Below are 16,076 nucleotides of genomic sequence, written 5' to 3' on the forward strand. Positions count from 1 at the left end.
TGGGCGCTGCGGTCAGGCGCCGAGCTGGCCTGCGAGGTCGCCGAGGTCGGTGGCGACCACGTCGACCGGCCGCGCCGGACGCAGGTCGGTGGTCTGGCCGGCGCCGTGCTCTGTCGGGCGGGGCACGAAGGCCGTCCGCAGCCCACACGCGGCGGCCGCGACCAGATCGACGTTGTGCGCCGCGACCATCATGACCTGCGACGGGACCAGGCCGAGCGCCTCGACGCCCCGCAGGTACACCTCGGGCTGCGGCTTGTAGGCGCGTGCGAGCTCCGCGCCGAGGATCGCGTCCCAGCGCAGGCCGGCCCGCTTCGACAGGTTCACCATCAGCGCGATGTGCCCGTTGGAGTTCGGCGCGACGACGAAGCGCTGCCCGAGCCGGTGCAGCCCCGCGACCGTGTCCGGCCAGGGGTCCAGCCGATGCCAGGCGAGCGTGAAGTCGGCCCGGTCGGACTCGGGTACGCCTTGGAGCCCGGCGTCGGCGAGCACGCGGTCGAGCGCCTCGCGGTGCAGGACGTCGAGGGTCACCCAGGGCCGGGCGCCACTGCGGACGGTCTCCATCTGCGGCTGGTACAGCGCCCGCCAGGCGTCCGCCACGGCGGCCCAGTCGACCGTACCGAGGCCCAGGCGGCGTCCGAGCGCCTCGCCTTCCCGGATGATGCTGGACCGCCAGTCGACGCAGGTACCGAACACGTCGAACAGCAGCGCGCGCGGTGGCTCCATGGCTCTCGGCTAGGCCGGACGCCCGGCCACGGAGCGCTCGAAGGTGGGTGCAGGGTCGCCCGGCTTGAAGGCCCGCGCCATGATCACGGTTGGCCGGATGACCAGGACGACCCGCACGTCGGGTGGTACCGTCGCCTGCTCGTCCACGATCGCCCTCCGGTTGGGTAGGGATCCGTCGACTGACATCTTGCCCCCTGCCCCGCGTCCGGAACGTCAGCCGCGCGGGCCGAGCAGGGCGATCGACGCCTGGACTGCGACCTCGGTGACGTCGCTGATCTGTCCGCCGTCCTCGACGGTGGTCGCGATCAGCTCCCGCAGCCCACCCAGCAGCAGGACCGTGAGCTGCCGGGACACCGGGCCGGCGCCGGCGGCGCGCCACTCCTCGGTGTCGCACAGCGTCTGGATCATGACGATGAACGCCTCCATCATGTCGCGCTGCAGCCGGCGCGCCGGTGCGCCGAGGGCCGGCACGTCACGGATCCAGCTCAACGTGATGGCCGGCGCGGACTCCGCGCTGGCGATCCAGGCCTCGACCGCCTGCCGCACCTGGCTCGCCCAGGGTGCGCCGGGATCGACGGCGGCGGAGATCTGACGCACCGTCTCGGCGTTGGAGTCGGTGAGCAGCGTGACGAAGCACGCCTCCTTGTCGGAGAAGTGCTCGTAGAAGGTCCGCCGTGAGGTACGTGCGCGGCGCACGATCTCGGCGACCGTGGTGTTGCGGTAGCCGACCTCCACGATCGACCCGGCCAGACCGTCGAGCAGCCGCTGGCGGAACGCGCCGACATCGTCAGAGGTGCCCGCCGCGAGGCGGGTTCGTGCGCTCGCCACCGTGGTCACGCTATACCTTTCTTCCTCCAGTGAAGCCCTTGAATGGCACGGTACGCCAGCGTACCGTGCGGTGGTACGTTCACGTACCACACCGGGAAGGTGCTGGATCAATGACGACTGCGACGCTTCCACCGGGCCCGTCGGCCCCACGCTTCGTACAGGCCATGCAGGCGCTGACCCAGCCGCTGCGCGGGATGCCCCGGCTGCGCGACCGCTACGGTGACGCCTTCACCACGTACATGCCGGTCTTCGGCCGCGTCGTGGTCATCAGCGACCCCGCCGAGATCAAGCAACTGTTCCAGACCCGTCCCGACGTCGCCGACACCCCCGACCGCAATCTCGGACGGGTCCTCGGCCCCGGCTCGTTCTTCGCCCTTACCGGGGAGGAACACCGCAGGCAGCGCAAGCTGCTCGTGCCACCGTTCCACGGTCGCCGGCTCGCCGCGTACGAGACCATCGTCGAGGAGGAGGCCGAGCGCGAACTGGCCACGTGGCCGGACGGTCAGGTCTTCGCGACGCTGCCGTCGTGGAACCGCATCACCCTCAACGTCATCCTGCGGGCCGTGTTCGGCGCCGAGGGTACCGAGTTCGTCCAGCTCCGCGAGGTGCTTCCGGCGCTGGTCACGCTCGGGTCCAAACTGGCCGTGATACCCGTTCCGACGGTCGACTGGGGACGCTGGAGCCCATGGGGCCGGTTCCGGGCGATCCGCCGCGAGTACGACGCCGTCGTCGAACGCCTGATCGCCAAGGCGCAGCAGGAGGGCAACCTCGACCAGCGCGACGACATCCTCGCGATGATGTTGCAGAGCCGCTACGACGACGGCTCGTCGATGAGCCACAGCGAGATCGCCGACCAACTGCTCACCCTGCTCGCCGCCGGGCACGAGACGACGGCCACCACGCTGGCCTGGGCGGTCGAGCGGATCCGCCGCCACCCCGCGGTCCTACGAGACCTGGTCGCGGAGGTGGACGCGGGCGGCACGGCGCTCCGCGACGCGACGATCGTCGAGGTGCAGCGCACCCGGCCGGTCATCGACATGGTGGGGCGCCAGGTGCGGACCGACGGCTTCCAGCTCGGCCGGTGGGCGATCCCCAAGGGGTACGGGGTGATCGTCAGCATCGCCCTGATCCACGACGACGAGAAGATCTTCCCGAACGCGCGGGTGTTCAACCCGTCCCGCTTCCTCGACGCCAAGCCGGACCTGTACCAGTGGATCCCGTTCGGCGGCGGCACCCGGCGCTGCCTCGGCGCGGCGTTTGCGAACATGGAGATGAGCGTCGTGCTGCGCACGCTGCTGCGCGACTTCACTCTGGAACCGACCGACGAGCCCGACGAGCCCTGGCACTCCCGCGGGATCGCCAACGCTCCGGGGAAGGGCGGCCAGGCGATCGTGCGGCGCCGTACCGACCGGGCGAGCGCGGCCACGACCGGCGCGCACAGCGAGGTGGTCCGGTGACCGAGCAACTGGTCGACGTCGGGCGCGGCATCACGCTGGCGTACGAGGAGCTCGGCGACGCCGGTGCCGAGCCGCTCGTCCTGGTCGCCGGGCTGGGTCAGCAGCTGCACAGCTGGCCCACCGCGTTCTGCGGACAGCTCGCCGCACGGGGGTACCGGGTCATCCGCTTCGACAACCGCGACGCCGGCGCGTCGACCCACGCGCGGTTCCGGCCGCCCGGTATGGCCGCGATCATGCGGCGGCGCTGGCCGGCGGAGCAGTACGACCTCGCCGACCTCGCCACCGACACCGCGGGCCTGCTCGACGCGCTCGGGTACGACGACGCCCACCTGGTGGGCGTCTCGATGGGCGGCATGATCGCCCAGACCGTCGCGGCCCTGTACCCGCAGCGCGTACGTACCCTCACCTCGATCATGTCCACCACCGGGGCCCGCCGCATCGGCCGGCCCGCGCTGTCCACGTGGCTGCGCATGGCGGCCCGCCCGCCGCGGACCCGGGAAGCGGCGGCCGAGCGGGCCGTGCAGATGTTCCGGCACATCGGCTCGCACGGCTTCCCGTTCGACGAGGCGTGGGTACGGGAACGCGCCGGCGTGGCCTGGGACCGTGACCCCTCGCCCGCGGGTACGGGTCGGCAGCTCGCCGCCATCTTCCGCTCCGGTGACCGGACCGCGCAGCTACGGGCGATCACCGCCCCGACCCTGGTCATCCACGGCGACCGCGACCGGATGGTCCATCCGACCGGCGGCGAGGCCACGGCGCGGGCGATCACCGGAGCCCGGCTGGAGACCATCGCCGGCATGGGTCACGACCTGCCGGCGGGCGCGTGGCCGGCCCTGCTCGACCTCATCGACGCCCATGCCCGCAGCGGGCAGGACGACCCAGCCCGCTGCCGCGAGGGGCACGCACCGACAAGGAGTTCCGATGCCTCGACCAGCTCCTAAGATCGCCGGCCGCCCGGTGGTCATCACCGGCGCGGCGTCCGGCATCGGCCGCAGCCTCGCCCAGCGACTGTCCGCACTGGGTTCACCGGTGGCGATCGCCGACGTGGACTCCGCCGGCCTGAAGCAGACCGCGGAGTCGCTGCGCGGGACCGTGCTCAGCCGGGCCCTCGACGTCCGCGACGCGGCCGACCAGCTCCGGTTCGCCGACGAGGTACGCGAATGGCTGCCGGCCCCGCTGGGCGCGGTGTTCAACAACGCCGGGGTCGCGGTCTCCTCGTCCGTCCTGGACGCGGTACCCGAGGACGACGACTGGCTGCACGACATCAACTTCCACGGCGTGGTCAACGGGACCCGGGCGTTCCTGCCGATCCTCGTCGCGCAGGACTCCGGCGTCATCGTGAACACCTCCAGCGTGTACGGGTTGCTGGGGGTGCCGTACCAGAGCGCGTACTGCGCCGCGAAGTTCGCCGTCCGCGGCTTCACCGAGGCGCTGCGCCAGGAGCTGCGCGGCACGGGGGTACGGGCGGTCACCGTGCACCCGGGCGGCATCACCACTAACATCGCCCGCAACGCACGGATCCGCAAGGACCCCGAAGGGCTGGGCCGGACCCACGAGCAGATGGCGGCGCAGTTCGAGGCCATGACGATGACATCGCCGGACAAGGCGGCGGCGATCATCCACCGCGGGGTGGAGCGCGGCAAGGCGCGCATCCTCGTCGGCCCGGACGCGTACCTGTTCGACGCGCTCGCCCGGATCACACCGACCCACTACTACGGCGTGATCTCGCGCGTGATGTCGGCGGCGGGCGGACGACAGAAGGAGCCGGCGCGATGAGCACGACCGAGCACGTCGACGTACTGATCGTCGGTGCCGGGCTGTCCGGCATCGGCGCCGCGCACCACCTCCAGTCGGCCTTCCCCGACCGGAGCTACACGATCCTGGAGGCGCGGGACGCCATCGGCGGCACGTGGGACCTGTTCCGGTACCCCGGCGTGCGGTCGGACTCGGACATGCACACCCTCGGGTACCGGTTCCGGCCCTGGACGCAGGCCAAGGCCATCGCGGACGGGCCGTCGATCCTGGCCTACATCCGTGACACCGCCGCCGAGGCCGGCATCGACCGGCACATCCGGTTCGGGCACCGGGCGGTACGCGCAGAGTGGTCCACTGAGGACTCGCGCTGGACGGTGGAAGCGGAGCACGACGGCGAACCGGTCCGGCTGACCACGAACTTCCTGTACGTGTGCAGCGGCTACTACCGCTACGACGCCGGCCACACCCCGGAATTCCCCGGCATCGACCGGTTCGGCGGCAGGGTCGTCCACCCGCAGCACTGGCCGGCCGACCTCGACTACACCGGCAAGAAGGTCGTCGTCATCGGCAGCGGTGCGACGGCCGTGACGCTCGTGCCGGCCCTGACCGATCGGGCCGCGCACGTGACGATGCTCCAGCGCTCCCCCACGTACATCATGTCGCTGCCGGGCGAGGACCCGATCGCGAACCGGCTGCGGCACCTGCTCGGCGCCCGACGCGCGTACCCGATCGCGCGGTGGAAGAACGTCGCGCTGGGCACGCTGATCTACCAGCTCAGCCGGCGGCGCCCGCACGTGGTGAAGTCGATGATCCGCAAGGCGGCGCTCAAACAGCTGCCGCCCGGCTACGACGTCGACACCCACTTCGCCCCCCGGTACAACCCGTGGGACCAGCGGTTGTGCCTGGTTCCCGACGGCGACCTGTTCACCGCGATCCGCAGCGGCCTGGCATCGGTGGTCACCGATCGCATCAGGGAGTTCACCGAGACGGGGCTGCGCCTGGAGTCCGGCGCCGAGCTCGAGGCCGACATCGTCGTCACCGCCACCGGTCTGCGACTGCTGGCGCTCGGTGGCCTGCGGCTCACCATCGACGGCCGCGACGTCACGCCGGCGGAGACCATGGCGTACAAGGGCATGATGCTGTCCGGCGTGCCGAACTTCGCCTTCACCATCGGGTACACGAACGCGTCCTGGACCCTCAAGGCCGACCTGGTCAGCGAGTACGTCGTCCGGCTACTGCGACACCTGGACGCCAACGGCTACGACCAGTGCGTGCCGACCAACGACGACCCGGGCGTCACCGACCGGCCACTGCTGGACTTCCAGGCCGGGTACGTGCTGCGCTCCATCGACGAGTTCCCGAAGGCCGGGTCACGGGCTCCGTGGCGGCTCGGCATGAGCTACGCCCACGACGTGCTGAGGCTGCGGCACGGCCGGATCGACGACGGTGTGCTGCGGTTCACCCGCCGGTCCAGCCGGGAACGGTCGGCCGTCGGTGCCGGTGGTATCGGTGCTGGTGGCAGAGGCGGACGAGAATCTGCCTCGACTGACCCGGATCCGGGGCCACCTCGGCCTTGAAGACCGTGGTCGCGACCGCCGGATAGCCAGTCTTGATCCTGAACGACAAAGATTTGATTCGACACGACAAAGCGGCCGGCATCCGTTTGACGCGCTGCCGCTACTGGGATGCACTTCCCCCTGCGGTGGCCGACACGCTCGCCGCCGTTACTTCGACAGCCGCCTCGCCGCCTGGGGTGAACAACGCCCACCCCAGGCGGCTGCGGCCCGTACCCAGCATTTCGTCCAGGAGGTCTCATGCGCGCTGTCCAGATCGCCGCCCTCGACGGGCCCCGGGCGATGCGGCTCGCCGAAGTGCCTGAGCCGGACGGCCACGGCAACGTCGAGATCGAGGTCCACATCGCCGGCGTGACCTTCCCCGACGTACTGCTCACCCGCGGCGAGTACCAGTTCAAGCCCCCACTGCCGTTCGTGCCGGGCAGCGAAGTCGCGGGCGTCGTCCGGCGAGCCCCCGAGGACAGCGGTTTCGTGCCCGGACAGCGGGTGGCCGCCTTCCCCGCATTCGGTGGGTTCGCCGAGATGGTCGCCGTCGGCCCGCAGCTGGTGTTCCCGCTACCGGACTCGACGCCGTTCGAACAGGCAGCGGCGCTGCCGATGAACTACCTCACCATGCACTTCGCGCTAACCCGGCGCGGCCGCCTCCGAGCCGGGGAGACGGTACTGGTTCACGGCGCGGCCGGAGGGCTGGGCACGGCCGCAGTACAACTGGCGAAGGTCTACGGGGCACACGTCATCGCGGTCGTATCGACCGACCCCAAAACCGAGGTGGCACGAGCCGCCGGCGCCGACGAGGTCATCCTCGCCGAGGGGTTCCGCGACCGGGTCAAGCAACTCACCGATGGCCGGGGCGTCGACGTCGTCGTCGACCCCGTCGGCGGCGACCGCTTCACCGACTCGTTGCGCAGCCTCACCCGCGAAGGCCGTCTGCTCGTGCTCGGATTCACCGGCGGCGAGATCCCCACCGTGAAGGTGAACCGGCTCCTGCTGAACAACATCTCCCTCCTCGGCGTCGGTTGGGGCGCGTTCTGGCTCGCGGAGCCGGGATACCCACGGGAGCAGTGGCAGGAGCTCATGCCGCACATAGAAAACGGCACGCTGAACCCGGTGCTGGGATCGACCTACCCCCTGGAAGACGCCGCCGCGGCCGTCACCGAACTCGACGAGCGCCGCGCCACCGGCAAGGTCCTGCTCCGGGTACGCCGCTGAAAGCTGCGACTCATCGGAGACTTGAATATCCAACTGGGCCAGGCGCTCAGTGATGGCGCATAGGGCACGGTGCACGCCGTCGGCGACACGGCCGAAGTAAAGGCGAACAACGTCATGCCGGTGGCGGAGGCTTTCACTGCCGCGCATGCAGGACCGCCGGGTTCCTCTGGCAATGCTGACGGGCTGTCCGATCGCGGGCCTCACGGCTGGGGCGCCGCCGCCCACGTCGCGGCAGATGCGGTAAATCGGTTGCACGCCGTTTCGGGCGCGAAAGGCATGACCCCCATGAGTCTCTTGAACACCGGGTGGCGCGAACCGGCAACAACTCGTCGCGCCGGGCCGGATGACGCCCCGGCGGTTGCGGACGTCATCATTCGTTCCCGCCGCGCCGCTGCCGGCGCGATTCCCGCAGCGGTCCACTCTGATGCTGAGATACGCGGGTGGATCAGCGCCATCGTCGTCCCCGAAAGGGAAGTATGGCTGACGGAGGACGACAACGGCCGCCCTTTGGCGGCGCTGGTTCTGGACGGTGACTGGATCGACCAGCTCTACGTCGAGCCCGCGATCACCGGCCGCGGATTGGGCTCACAGCTCGTCGAACTTGCCAAGTCACGCCGCCCCGAAGGGCTTCAGCTCTGGACGTTCGCCACCAACATCGGCGCGCAGAGGTTTTACCTTCGTCACGGCTTCACCGAGGCTGAGAGGACCGACGGATCCGGCAACGAGGAGAAGGCGCCAGACATCCGCTTCATCTGGAGCCCCGTGTAGGTCGTGATCCACTCTGGCATCCGCTTCTCGACAAAGTCGCGCGCTCGGCGGCAGATCCGGATGTCGATCGGTATTCCCGTGCTGCGGCGGGACCGCCATGCGCGCTCAGGTCAAGGGCGGCATCTATGGTGCCTGCATGTCGATCACCGACCAAGACTTGGTCATCGAAGCGGCGGAAGCCGGGGCCGCTGTCGTCCGCTCTCACTACGGATCATCGCTGACACGCTTCCAGAAGTCCGCGGGCGACTTCGCCACCACCGCCGACATCGAGGCTGAGGCGGCCATCCTCGACGTCTTGCGTGCTGCGCGTCCGCACGACCTCATGGTGGGTGAGGAGAGCGGGCGCGCGGGCGCTGGCGAGAACGATCGCATGTGGCTGGTCGACCCGTTGTGCGGAACGCTGAACTATGCCGTGAGGAACATGCTGGCTTCGGTAAACGTAGCTTTGCGAGCCGGAGAACAGATCGCCGTGGCCGCCTCTGCCGACCCGTTCACCAATGAGGTGTTCTGGACTGACGGCATCGCCGCGTACGTGCGTCGCGGTGGTATGGACCAGCCCCTCGCCCCGTCGGCCGAGTCAAGGCTGGTCGACGTCAACCTCGACCCGCCATTCCCCAACAACGAAGTCTTCTCCGCCGCCCGGATGCTCGCTGACGAGGGTTTCATCGAGCAGTTCCGCCCACGCGTGGTCTCCACCACCCTCGCCGTGGCTTGGGTCGCTGCCGGCCGCCGCGCCGCCTACGTCACCGATGGCCACCTGCGCGACAGCGTTCACTTCGCGGCCGGTATCGCCCTCTGCCAGGCGGCTGGCTGCGTGATCACCGGGATCGATGGCCGGCCAATCCACACCGGCACGGGTGGTCTTGTCGTAGCCGCCGACGAGCAGACGCATGCCGCCCTGCTGACGATCGTCGGGAACCAGCGCGCAACAAGGGATTGATTCGGTATCCGCCACCTCGGCATGACCGGCCGTCGGTCCATCCCGCTGGGGCACCGACCGTGACGGCCGCGGTGGCAGCCGGCATGCCCGCTCAGCGACGCCAAGGCAGCGAGGACGGGAGCGGATTCTGACGGTCGTCGCAACACTGCTGGTGAACGATTGCAACCCTGAGCCTAGCGAGTACGGCTACCGGGCCTTCGGCGACGGACCGACCAGTTGAGTGCCGGGCGCGCGGAGCGCGGCAAATGGGTACGTGCTGTGGTTCGACGTCGAAGAACCTTGTTATGACGCCGATTGGTTATATGACCAGGGCTTGCCGTCCCGGTAGATATCGATTTTGCTGCGAATCTGTTTCAGGTGACCCTGCAGTCGGCTGATCTGATCTTCGACACGCTGGTGATGCGCCGTCAGAATTTCGGCGCGTTCGGTCACCGTCGCCGCGCCGTCGTTCATGAGCCGCACGAACTGCAGCATCTCCGCGACCGGCATGCCCGTGTCGCGCAGGCAGCGCAACAATTCCAGCCACTTCAGATCGACCTCACTGAAGACGCGTCGGCCCGTCGCGGAACGCCCGATCCTGGGCAACAGCCCGATGCGTTCGTAGTAGCGAAGGGTGTCGAGGCTGAACCCGCTGAGCGCGGCGGCCTGCTTCGGCGTGTGAGACGGCACCGGCCGAGCATGGCACTTGGGGTGCGGTCCCGGTCAACTGACTTGACCGGGAGTGCACTCCAGCATGCAGGGTGGGCCAGGACGACCACGAAAGGCGGGCGCCCATGGCCACGACCGGCCTCGACCACTATTTCCTGCTCGGATCGAGCGGACTGCGGGTCTCTCCGCTCGGGCTGGGCACGATGACCTTCGGTAGCGGCGGGTGGCATGCTGGCGAAGAGGCATCGCGAGCCATCTTTCACCGCTACCTCGACCGCGGCGGCAACCTCATCGACACCGCCGATGTCTATGGAGGGGGCGCCGGCGAAGAACTCCTCGGCAAGCTCATCCGGGAGGCCACCGATCGGGACCGGCTCGTCATCGCCACCAAATTCGGCGGCCCGACCCACCCGTCCGACCCCAACGGCCGCGGCAACGGCCGCAAGCACATCCTCAGCGCCATCGAGGCATCACTGCGCCGCCTCAAGACCGACTACATCGATCTCTACTGGCTGCACATGTGGGACCAGGTCACCGACGTCGACGAGGTCATGGCCACCCTCGACGCGCTGGTTCGCAGCGGGAAGACACGCGCCGTCGGACTGAGCAACGTCCCCGCGTGGTGGGCGACCAAAGCCCAGACGCTGGCCCACCGTCGCGGATGGGAGCCGGTCGCCGCCTTGCAACTGGAGTACTCCCTCGCCGAGCGGAGCATCGAGTGGGAACATCTGCCGGCGGCACTGAACCTGGGCATGGCAGTGGTGCCGTGGTCTCCGCTCGCCAACGGTTTCCTCACTGGTAAATACCGCCGCAATCCGACCCTCAGCATCGGAGAAGGACGCCTCGCTCCCGACCGTCAATGGCCCATGGCCGTCACCCTGACCGACCGCCACTGGCGCATCATGGACGCCCTGAATGCGATAGCCGCAGACGTGGAAAGAACACCGGCGCAGGTCGCGCTCAACTGGGTCACCACCCGACCGGGGGTCCTTGGCACCCTGGTCGGCGCGACCACCGTCGAACAGCTCGATGCGAATCTCGACGCACTGGACATCAGCCTGTCCGCCGACCACCTGACCACGCTCGAAGCCGAGAGCGATTCAGTGCCGGCCATGACGCCGCATTCGCTGTTCGCGGCTTTTCCGGATGGTCCGCCATATGTTCGACGTAGATCCCTTTGAAGCCCCACGATGAGGGCCACGGCGACAGGCACTCGCGATTACTAACGCCCTCATCTCGGCAGTTCAGGATGCCCGCTCGACTCAGGGGCCAGCTACCGAGCGTGATGGCCTCGACCGGCCAGCGCGCATGGACGGCGGCATGAGCGTGGACCCGATCAGAGACCTCCGCAGCCGCCATGTGTGGACGCCGAGCGCCGCATCTGAGCACTGACCGAATAGGTCACCGGCGACCGCCGGCGCCGGATGCCGGTGCCGGTGCCGGCCACGTGCTCGGCCAGGCACCCATGCGCTCCAGGTCAGCGGCCACGTGCAACGCGGTCGGGACCACTCGCAGGTCGCCAGCGACCGACTGCTGGCGGGCGATCAGGTCGTAGACGCGGTCCTCAACGATTCGATAGAGCGTGTCAAACTCCGCGTCGCCGTCGATCACCCGCTCGGCCTCGGTGCGGTCCGCGGCGAGCAGGGCGCCGCTCGCGCGTCGCATCGCCTCACGCACCCCCTGCGCCATCATCACCAGCATTTGGCCGACCTCACCGAGTCGACCCGGAACTCCTCGCGCATGCTCTCCCCACTCCCCTCCCGCCCCTGGGCGGCAGGGTGAACCCAACGGAATGTCGTCACGACGCAACGTCATCACACGGCCGGCAGCCATGGGCGTCGAGCTTGGCCGACTCGCCGTCGATGGCGACGGACTGGTGCCTTAAAGCGCACGTTCGTGGTGGCCGGGCCAGATATGGGCCCGCAGCGCTGACCCGACCCGACGGCACCGAGGAACTCGCCGGCGAGACGGCTGCCAAAGCACCGCACTCGCCCTGGCCCGGGACCCGACCCGCGCGGCGCGTCGATCAAGCCGAGCAGGCGCCGTTTTCGGCACTGTCCACAGGGGTAGCCATCCGCTGAATTCAATAGCCCCCGGATGGAGACGACATGCCCGTTCCCCTCGCGGCGCCCACAGCGAACGCGACCGCCGCGTTCACCGACATGCTTCGTGCCGTCGTGCTGTTGCTACCCAAGATGATTGCGTTCATCGCGATCCTGATCGCCGGCTGGCTGGTGGCCCGGCTGCTACTCAAGGTCGTGCACACGATTTTGCAGCGCACCGGGTTCGACAGGCTCGTCGAGCGTGGCGGCATCCACACCGCGCTCGCCGGCAGCCGCTACACCGCCGGCGACATCATCGCCAAACTGGTCTACTACGCGGTCCTGCTGGTCACCCTGCAACTGGCGTTCGGTATCTGGGGCCCCAACCCGGTCTCCGACCTGATCACATCCATTGTGGCCTGGCTGCCCAAGGCCTTCGTCGCCATCCTGATCATCGTGGTCGCCGCGGCGATCGCCAGCACCGTGCGCGACATCGTCACCAACGCCCTGGGTGGCCTGCCCTACGGGCGGGCGCTGGCCAACCTGGCCTCCTGGTTGCTCATCGGCCTCGGCATCATCGCCGCGCTCAACCAGATCGGCGTCGCCACCACGGTCACCACCCCGATCCTGATCGCGGTGCTCGCCACGATCGCCGGCATCCTGATCGTCGGCGTCGGCGGCGGCCTGGTCGCACCGATGCAGCAGCGCTGGGACGGCTGGCTGGAACGCGCCGCCGAGCAGTCACAGACCATCGCCGAACACGCCAAGGCATACAACGCCGCCCGTCCCGACGCCGAGCCGCCCGCGCCCACGGTCACCGGCCGCGCCCCGGTCGACCAGGCCCAAACCCCCGCCCCGCCGCCCACCAGCTACACCCCCGGCCGGGCCGACCCCACCCCCGCCACCCAGCCGACGAACCCCGACAAGCCTGAGCCGACCCAGCCACTGCCCCCCACCCTCGAGCAGCCACCGGTCACCTCCTGACCCCCCGCAACCGGTGGGGGCACCCCCGCACGCGGTGGCAGGCACTCCTCGATCGCCCTGGTCGATCCGGCAACCACCGCCGGATCGACCAGGGCGGCCTGGCGAGCCCGTAGCAGACGTCAGGCGGTCCATCTCACTGTCGGTGATCGAGCGGCAGGGCCGGCCGCCGGCGCCCCGAGTCCGCTGATCCGGGGCAGGCCAAAGACTCCATGAAACCGGGAAGATCGCATGGCCGCCGCCGACGTCGGCGCCGGCTGCCTTGCGCTTCCCAGCCGAAGTGATCGGCAGGTGGTATTCGCCGCGGTAGGTGGTCGGCCTTGTCGAAGCCGCCCTTGCCTGCGGGGCCGATGTCCGGTCGTCTGCTGGCCGTACGGGTCGCGCCGGTATCGGCCGAACGTCGCGCCGTCGGGGCATCAGGGGGCCGAGGGTCCGAAGAACCCCCGCCAGCGCGTCTGGCTGACCATCCCGTACATCCTCGACGAGCTCGGCATCGACCGCGGCACCTTCGACCACTGGCGCCAGCGCGGAGTCGCGCCGAAGATGATTCAGCTGCCCAACCGAACCTGGCGCATCCGCGGCGACTGGTACGACACGTGGCTCGACCAACTGCCCGAGACCGACGGGCCGGCGGCAGCGTGTCCCCGTCAGCCAGTGCCGCGGACCTGGACGAGTTGCCGGCCCTGGTCACCTCCGCTGCGGCACGTATCGACCGGCTCGGCCATACCGCTGGCTCTACAGCCGCTTCTCCTGGTTGAGTACCGCTCTAGGCGTCCTGCAGCGCCCGACGAACCTTCGGACCGCCGGTCGTCATCCTGAAGAGCTTGACGAGCTGGGCCGGCGCGTTCTTCACCGTGGTCTCCTCGAGCCAGCCGTTGGGCAGCGAGAGGCGGAACACCTTGTGCCAGGCGCTGGCGACCTGCCTGGGCAGCGGCGCGGAGTGGTAGTTGAGCCCGAAGCGATCGAAGAGGTCCTTCACCTTGGGCGCGATCTCGGCGTACCGGTTGCTGGGCAGGTCGGGGAACAGATGGTGCTCGATCTGGTGCGACAGGTTGCCGGTCATGATGTGCATGGCAGTGCTGCCGGAGATGTTCGCCGAGCCCAGCATCTGGCGCAGATACCACTCACCGCGGGTCTCGCCCTCGATGGACCGCTTCTCGAAGGTCTCCACGCCCTCAGGGAAGTGCCCACACATGATCACCGAATGCGCCCAGAGGTTGCGCACCATGTTCGCCACGACGTTCGCCGCGAGCGTGGACAGGAATGACGGGCCCGACAGGAGCGGGTGGATGACGTAGTCCTTGGCGACCTGCTTACGGATCTTGCGTAGCACCGCCTTGGCCCGCGCCCGGAACTCGGGATTGCCGGTCTCCTTCTTGGCGATCACCGTGCCCAGCTCGAGGTCGTAGGCGGCGATACCGTACTCGAAGAAGCACGCGTTCACGAAGTTCCACAGCGGCTGCCCGAGGTGCATCGGGTGCCACGGCTGGTCCTCGTCGACTCGCATGATCCCGTAGCCAAGGTCGTTGTCCTTGCCGACCACGTTCGTGTACGTGTGGTGCAGTTCGTTGTGCGAGTGCTTCCACTGCTCGGCCGGGCTGGCGCTGTCCCACTCCCAGCTGGTCGAGTGGATCTTCGGGTCGCGCATCCAGTCCCACTGGCCGTGCAGGATGTTGTGCCCGATCTCCATGTTCTCGAGGATCTTGGCCACCGATAGGCCGGCCGTCCCGAGCAGCCAGGCCGGCGGGAACATCGAGCCCAGCAGAACGGCCCGGCTGGCCAGCTCCGTCCACCGCTGGACGGCGATGACCTTGCGGATGTACCGTGCGTCATCCTCGCCGCGGGCGTCGAGGACCCCCTGCCGGATCGCGTCGAGTTCCTTGCCGATGACCTCGATGTCCTCAGCGGACAGGTGGGCGATCGGGTTCTCTGCCTTCTTCTGCAGCACGGTCATGCGGATGGGCTCCCTTCGGGTCAGTGGTCGAGGTCGCACGCGCCGGCAGCGGCGCTCACGCAGGTCTGGACGAGGACGCCGTCCCCGGGGGCGGCGACGGTGAGCTCACCGTTGCGCAGGTCGCGCACGGCGCCCTCGCGCAGCGGGAGCACGCAGCCGAAGCAGATGCCCATGCGACAGCCGCTCGGCATGAGGACGCCGGCCTCCTCGGCGGCGTCCAGGATGGGCGTCGCGCCGTCGGCCTCGACGGACGTGCCCGTCCGGGTGAAGGTCACGGTGCCGCCCTCACCCGTGACCAGCACGCGGGGACGGAACCGCTCGGTGTGCAGCCGGTCGGCGATCCCCGCCGCGCTCCAGTGCTCCTCCAGCGCCTCGAGCATGCCAACGGGGCCGCAGGCCCACGTGGTGCGCTCACCGAAGTCAGGCACGTGGACGGCGATCGCCGCGGGGTCGAGCAGCCCGGCGGTGTCGGTGTGCTGCTCGACCACCCGGATCCGCCCGGCCGCGGCCAGGGCCCGCAGCTCGGTGCCGAAGATGACGTCGTCGGCAGTGGGGGCCGAGTGCACCAGGACGACGTCAGTCAGCTCGGCCAGGTGGTTACGCAGCATGCCCATCACCGGGGTGATGCCGGAGCCGGCCGTGACGAACAGCGCCTTGGCCGGGCGTTCGGCCGGGAGCACAAACTCACCGGTGGCCTGGTCGAGCTGGATGATGGTGCCCGGCCGCGCGCGGTGGACGAGGTGGTTGCTGACCTTGCCGTCGGCGATGGCCTTGACGGTGATGCTGATGCAGCCCTCGGACCGGGTCAGGTCAGAGGTGATCGAGTAGGCGCGCCACTGCCGGACCCCGTTGACGTCGACACCGATGCGTACGTACTGGCCCGGGGTGTGCGGCCGCCAGCCCCGGCCGGGCCGGATGACCAGGGTCGCTGCGTCGCGGGTCTCCCGGTGCACGGCCTCGATGCGGCCCCGCAGGTCCGCGCCGGCACGCAGCGGGTGGACCAGGTCGAGGTAGTCGGCCGGCAGCAGCGGCGTCGTGGCAAGTTCCACCAGCCGCAGCGCCTGCGCGCGCAGCGCGGACAGCACCGGTCGCGGGCGGCCCGAACTCTTGACGATCGCGGTCATGCCTCCATAATTGTGATCCGGACGAGTGAAGACCTGACCGCTCAGCGTGAATCCCAAGGCTATTTTTGTTCCG

Annotated in this window: 16 protein-coding genes; 9 read left to right on the plus strand and 7 right to left on the minus strand. The window is 69.4% G+C overall.

What is annotated here, in order from left to right; all coding sequences use genetic code 11:
- Positions 1-12: 12 nt before the first annotated feature.
- Genes Pme01_RS14775 through Pme01_RS14785 form a run of 3 tightly spaced genes read right to left on the minus strand, consistent with a single transcriptional unit; the run spans position 13 to position 1,551 of the window.
- Positions 13-723, minus strand: a complete 711-nt coding sequence (locus Pme01_RS14775; protein ID WP_168115928.1) for a haloacid dehalogenase type II — start codon at positions 721-723, stop codon at positions 13-15.
- A gap of 9 nt (positions 724-732) precedes the next feature.
- Positions 733-909 carry a hypothetical protein gene (locus Pme01_RS14780; RefSeq protein WP_168115927.1) on the minus strand — a complete coding sequence of 59 codons (177 nt, stop codon included), beginning with the start codon at positions 907-909 and terminating at the stop codon, positions 733-735.
- 27 nt (positions 910-936) lie between these two features.
- Entirely contained in the window at positions 937-1,551 is a 615-nt protein-coding gene (locus tag Pme01_RS14785) for a TetR/AcrR family transcriptional regulator (RefSeq protein WP_168115926.1), read from the minus strand.
- 110 nt (positions 1,552-1,661) lie between these two features.
- Between Pme01_RS14785 and Pme01_RS14790 the strand changes: the two genes are divergently transcribed.
- The 7 genes from Pme01_RS14790 (at position 1,662) to Pme01_RS14820 (ending at position 9,254) form a co-directional block, all read left to right on the plus strand.
- Positions 1,662-3,008, plus strand: coding sequence for a cytochrome P450 (locus Pme01_RS14790; protein ID WP_168115925.1), 1,347 nt, complete (start codon positions 1,662-1,664; stop codon positions 3,006-3,008).
- Positions 3,005-3,949 carry an alpha/beta fold hydrolase gene (locus Pme01_RS14795; protein WP_168115924.1) on the plus strand — a complete coding sequence of 315 codons (945 nt, stop codon included), beginning with the start codon at positions 3,005-3,007 and terminating at the stop codon, positions 3,947-3,949. The genes Pme01_RS14790 and Pme01_RS14795 overlap by 4 nt, the downstream gene beginning before the upstream one ends.
- Positions 3,930-4,784: an SDR family NAD(P)-dependent oxidoreductase gene (locus Pme01_RS14800; RefSeq protein WP_168115923.1), complete on the plus strand. Its 855-nt coding sequence runs from the start codon at positions 3,930-3,932 to the stop codon at positions 4,782-4,784. Before Pme01_RS14795 ends, Pme01_RS14800 begins: the two co-directional genes overlap by 20 nt.
- Positions 4,781-6,340: a flavin-containing monooxygenase gene (locus tag Pme01_RS14805; RefSeq protein WP_168115922.1), complete on the plus strand. Its 1,560-nt coding sequence runs from the start codon at positions 4,781-4,783 to the stop codon at positions 6,338-6,340. Before Pme01_RS14800 ends, Pme01_RS14805 begins: the two co-directional genes overlap by 4 nt.
- 237 nt (positions 6,341-6,577) lie before the next feature.
- Entirely contained in the window at positions 6,578-7,546 is a 969-nt protein-coding gene (locus Pme01_RS14810; protein ID WP_168115921.1) for an NADPH:quinone oxidoreductase family protein, read from the plus strand.
- Positions 7,547-7,615: 69 nt separating this feature from the next.
- Positions 7,616-8,314 (plus strand): GNAT family N-acetyltransferase, encoded by a 699-nt coding sequence (locus Pme01_RS14815; protein WP_203935635.1) that lies wholly within the window; start codon positions 7,616-7,618, stop codon positions 8,312-8,314.
- A gap of 136 nt (positions 8,315-8,450) precedes the next feature.
- Complete coding sequence (locus Pme01_RS14820) at positions 8,451-9,254, plus strand: inositol monophosphatase family protein (protein ID WP_168115920.1); 804 nt, start codon at positions 8,451-8,453, stop codon at positions 9,252-9,254.
- A gap of 282 nt (positions 9,255-9,536) precedes the next feature.
- Here Pme01_RS14820 and Pme01_RS14825 read toward each other — a convergent pair whose 3' ends face one another.
- Complete coding sequence (locus Pme01_RS14825) at positions 9,537-9,923, minus strand: MerR family transcriptional regulator (RefSeq protein WP_168115919.1); 387 nt, start codon at positions 9,921-9,923, stop codon at positions 9,537-9,539.
- Between the two features lie 104 nt (positions 9,924-10,027).
- Between Pme01_RS14825 and Pme01_RS14830 the strand changes: the two genes are divergently transcribed.
- The gene (locus tag Pme01_RS14830) at positions 10,028-11,083 is read left to right on the plus strand and encodes an aldo/keto reductase (RefSeq protein ID WP_168115918.1); all 1,056 of its coding nucleotides are present in this window, start codon (positions 10,028-10,030) and stop codon (positions 11,081-11,083) included.
- Between the two features lie 220 nt (positions 11,084-11,303).
- On the opposite strand, the gene Pme01_RS14835 is transcribed toward Pme01_RS14830, so the two are convergent.
- A complete protein-coding gene (locus tag Pme01_RS14835) occupies positions 11,304-11,603 on the minus strand; it encodes a phosphate signaling complex PhoU family protein (RefSeq protein WP_239088238.1) in 300 nt (99 codons plus the stop codon).
- Between the two features lie 407 nt (positions 11,604-12,010).
- Between Pme01_RS14835 and Pme01_RS14840 the strand changes: the two genes are divergently transcribed.
- Positions 12,011-12,928, plus strand: a complete 918-nt coding sequence (locus Pme01_RS14840) for a mechanosensitive ion channel family protein (RefSeq protein ID WP_168115917.1) — start codon at positions 12,011-12,013, stop codon at positions 12,926-12,928.
- Positions 12,929-13,691: 763 nt separating this feature from the next.
- Here Pme01_RS14840 and Pme01_RS14845 read toward each other — a convergent pair.
- A complete protein-coding gene (locus Pme01_RS14845) occupies positions 13,692-14,879 on the minus strand; it encodes a fatty acid desaturase family protein (protein WP_168115916.1) in 1,188 nt (395 codons plus the stop codon).
- Between the two features lie 20 nt (positions 14,880-14,899).
- Entirely contained in the window at positions 14,900-16,003 is a 1,104-nt protein-coding gene (locus Pme01_RS14850) for a ferredoxin reductase (RefSeq protein ID WP_168115915.1), read from the minus strand.
- Between the last annotated feature and the right edge of the window lie 73 nt (positions 16,004-16,076).

The organism is Planosporangium mesophilum (genome assembly GCF_016863255.1).
Lineage (GTDB): Bacteria > Actinomycetota > Actinomycetes > Mycobacteriales > Micromonosporaceae > Planosporangium > Planosporangium mesophilum.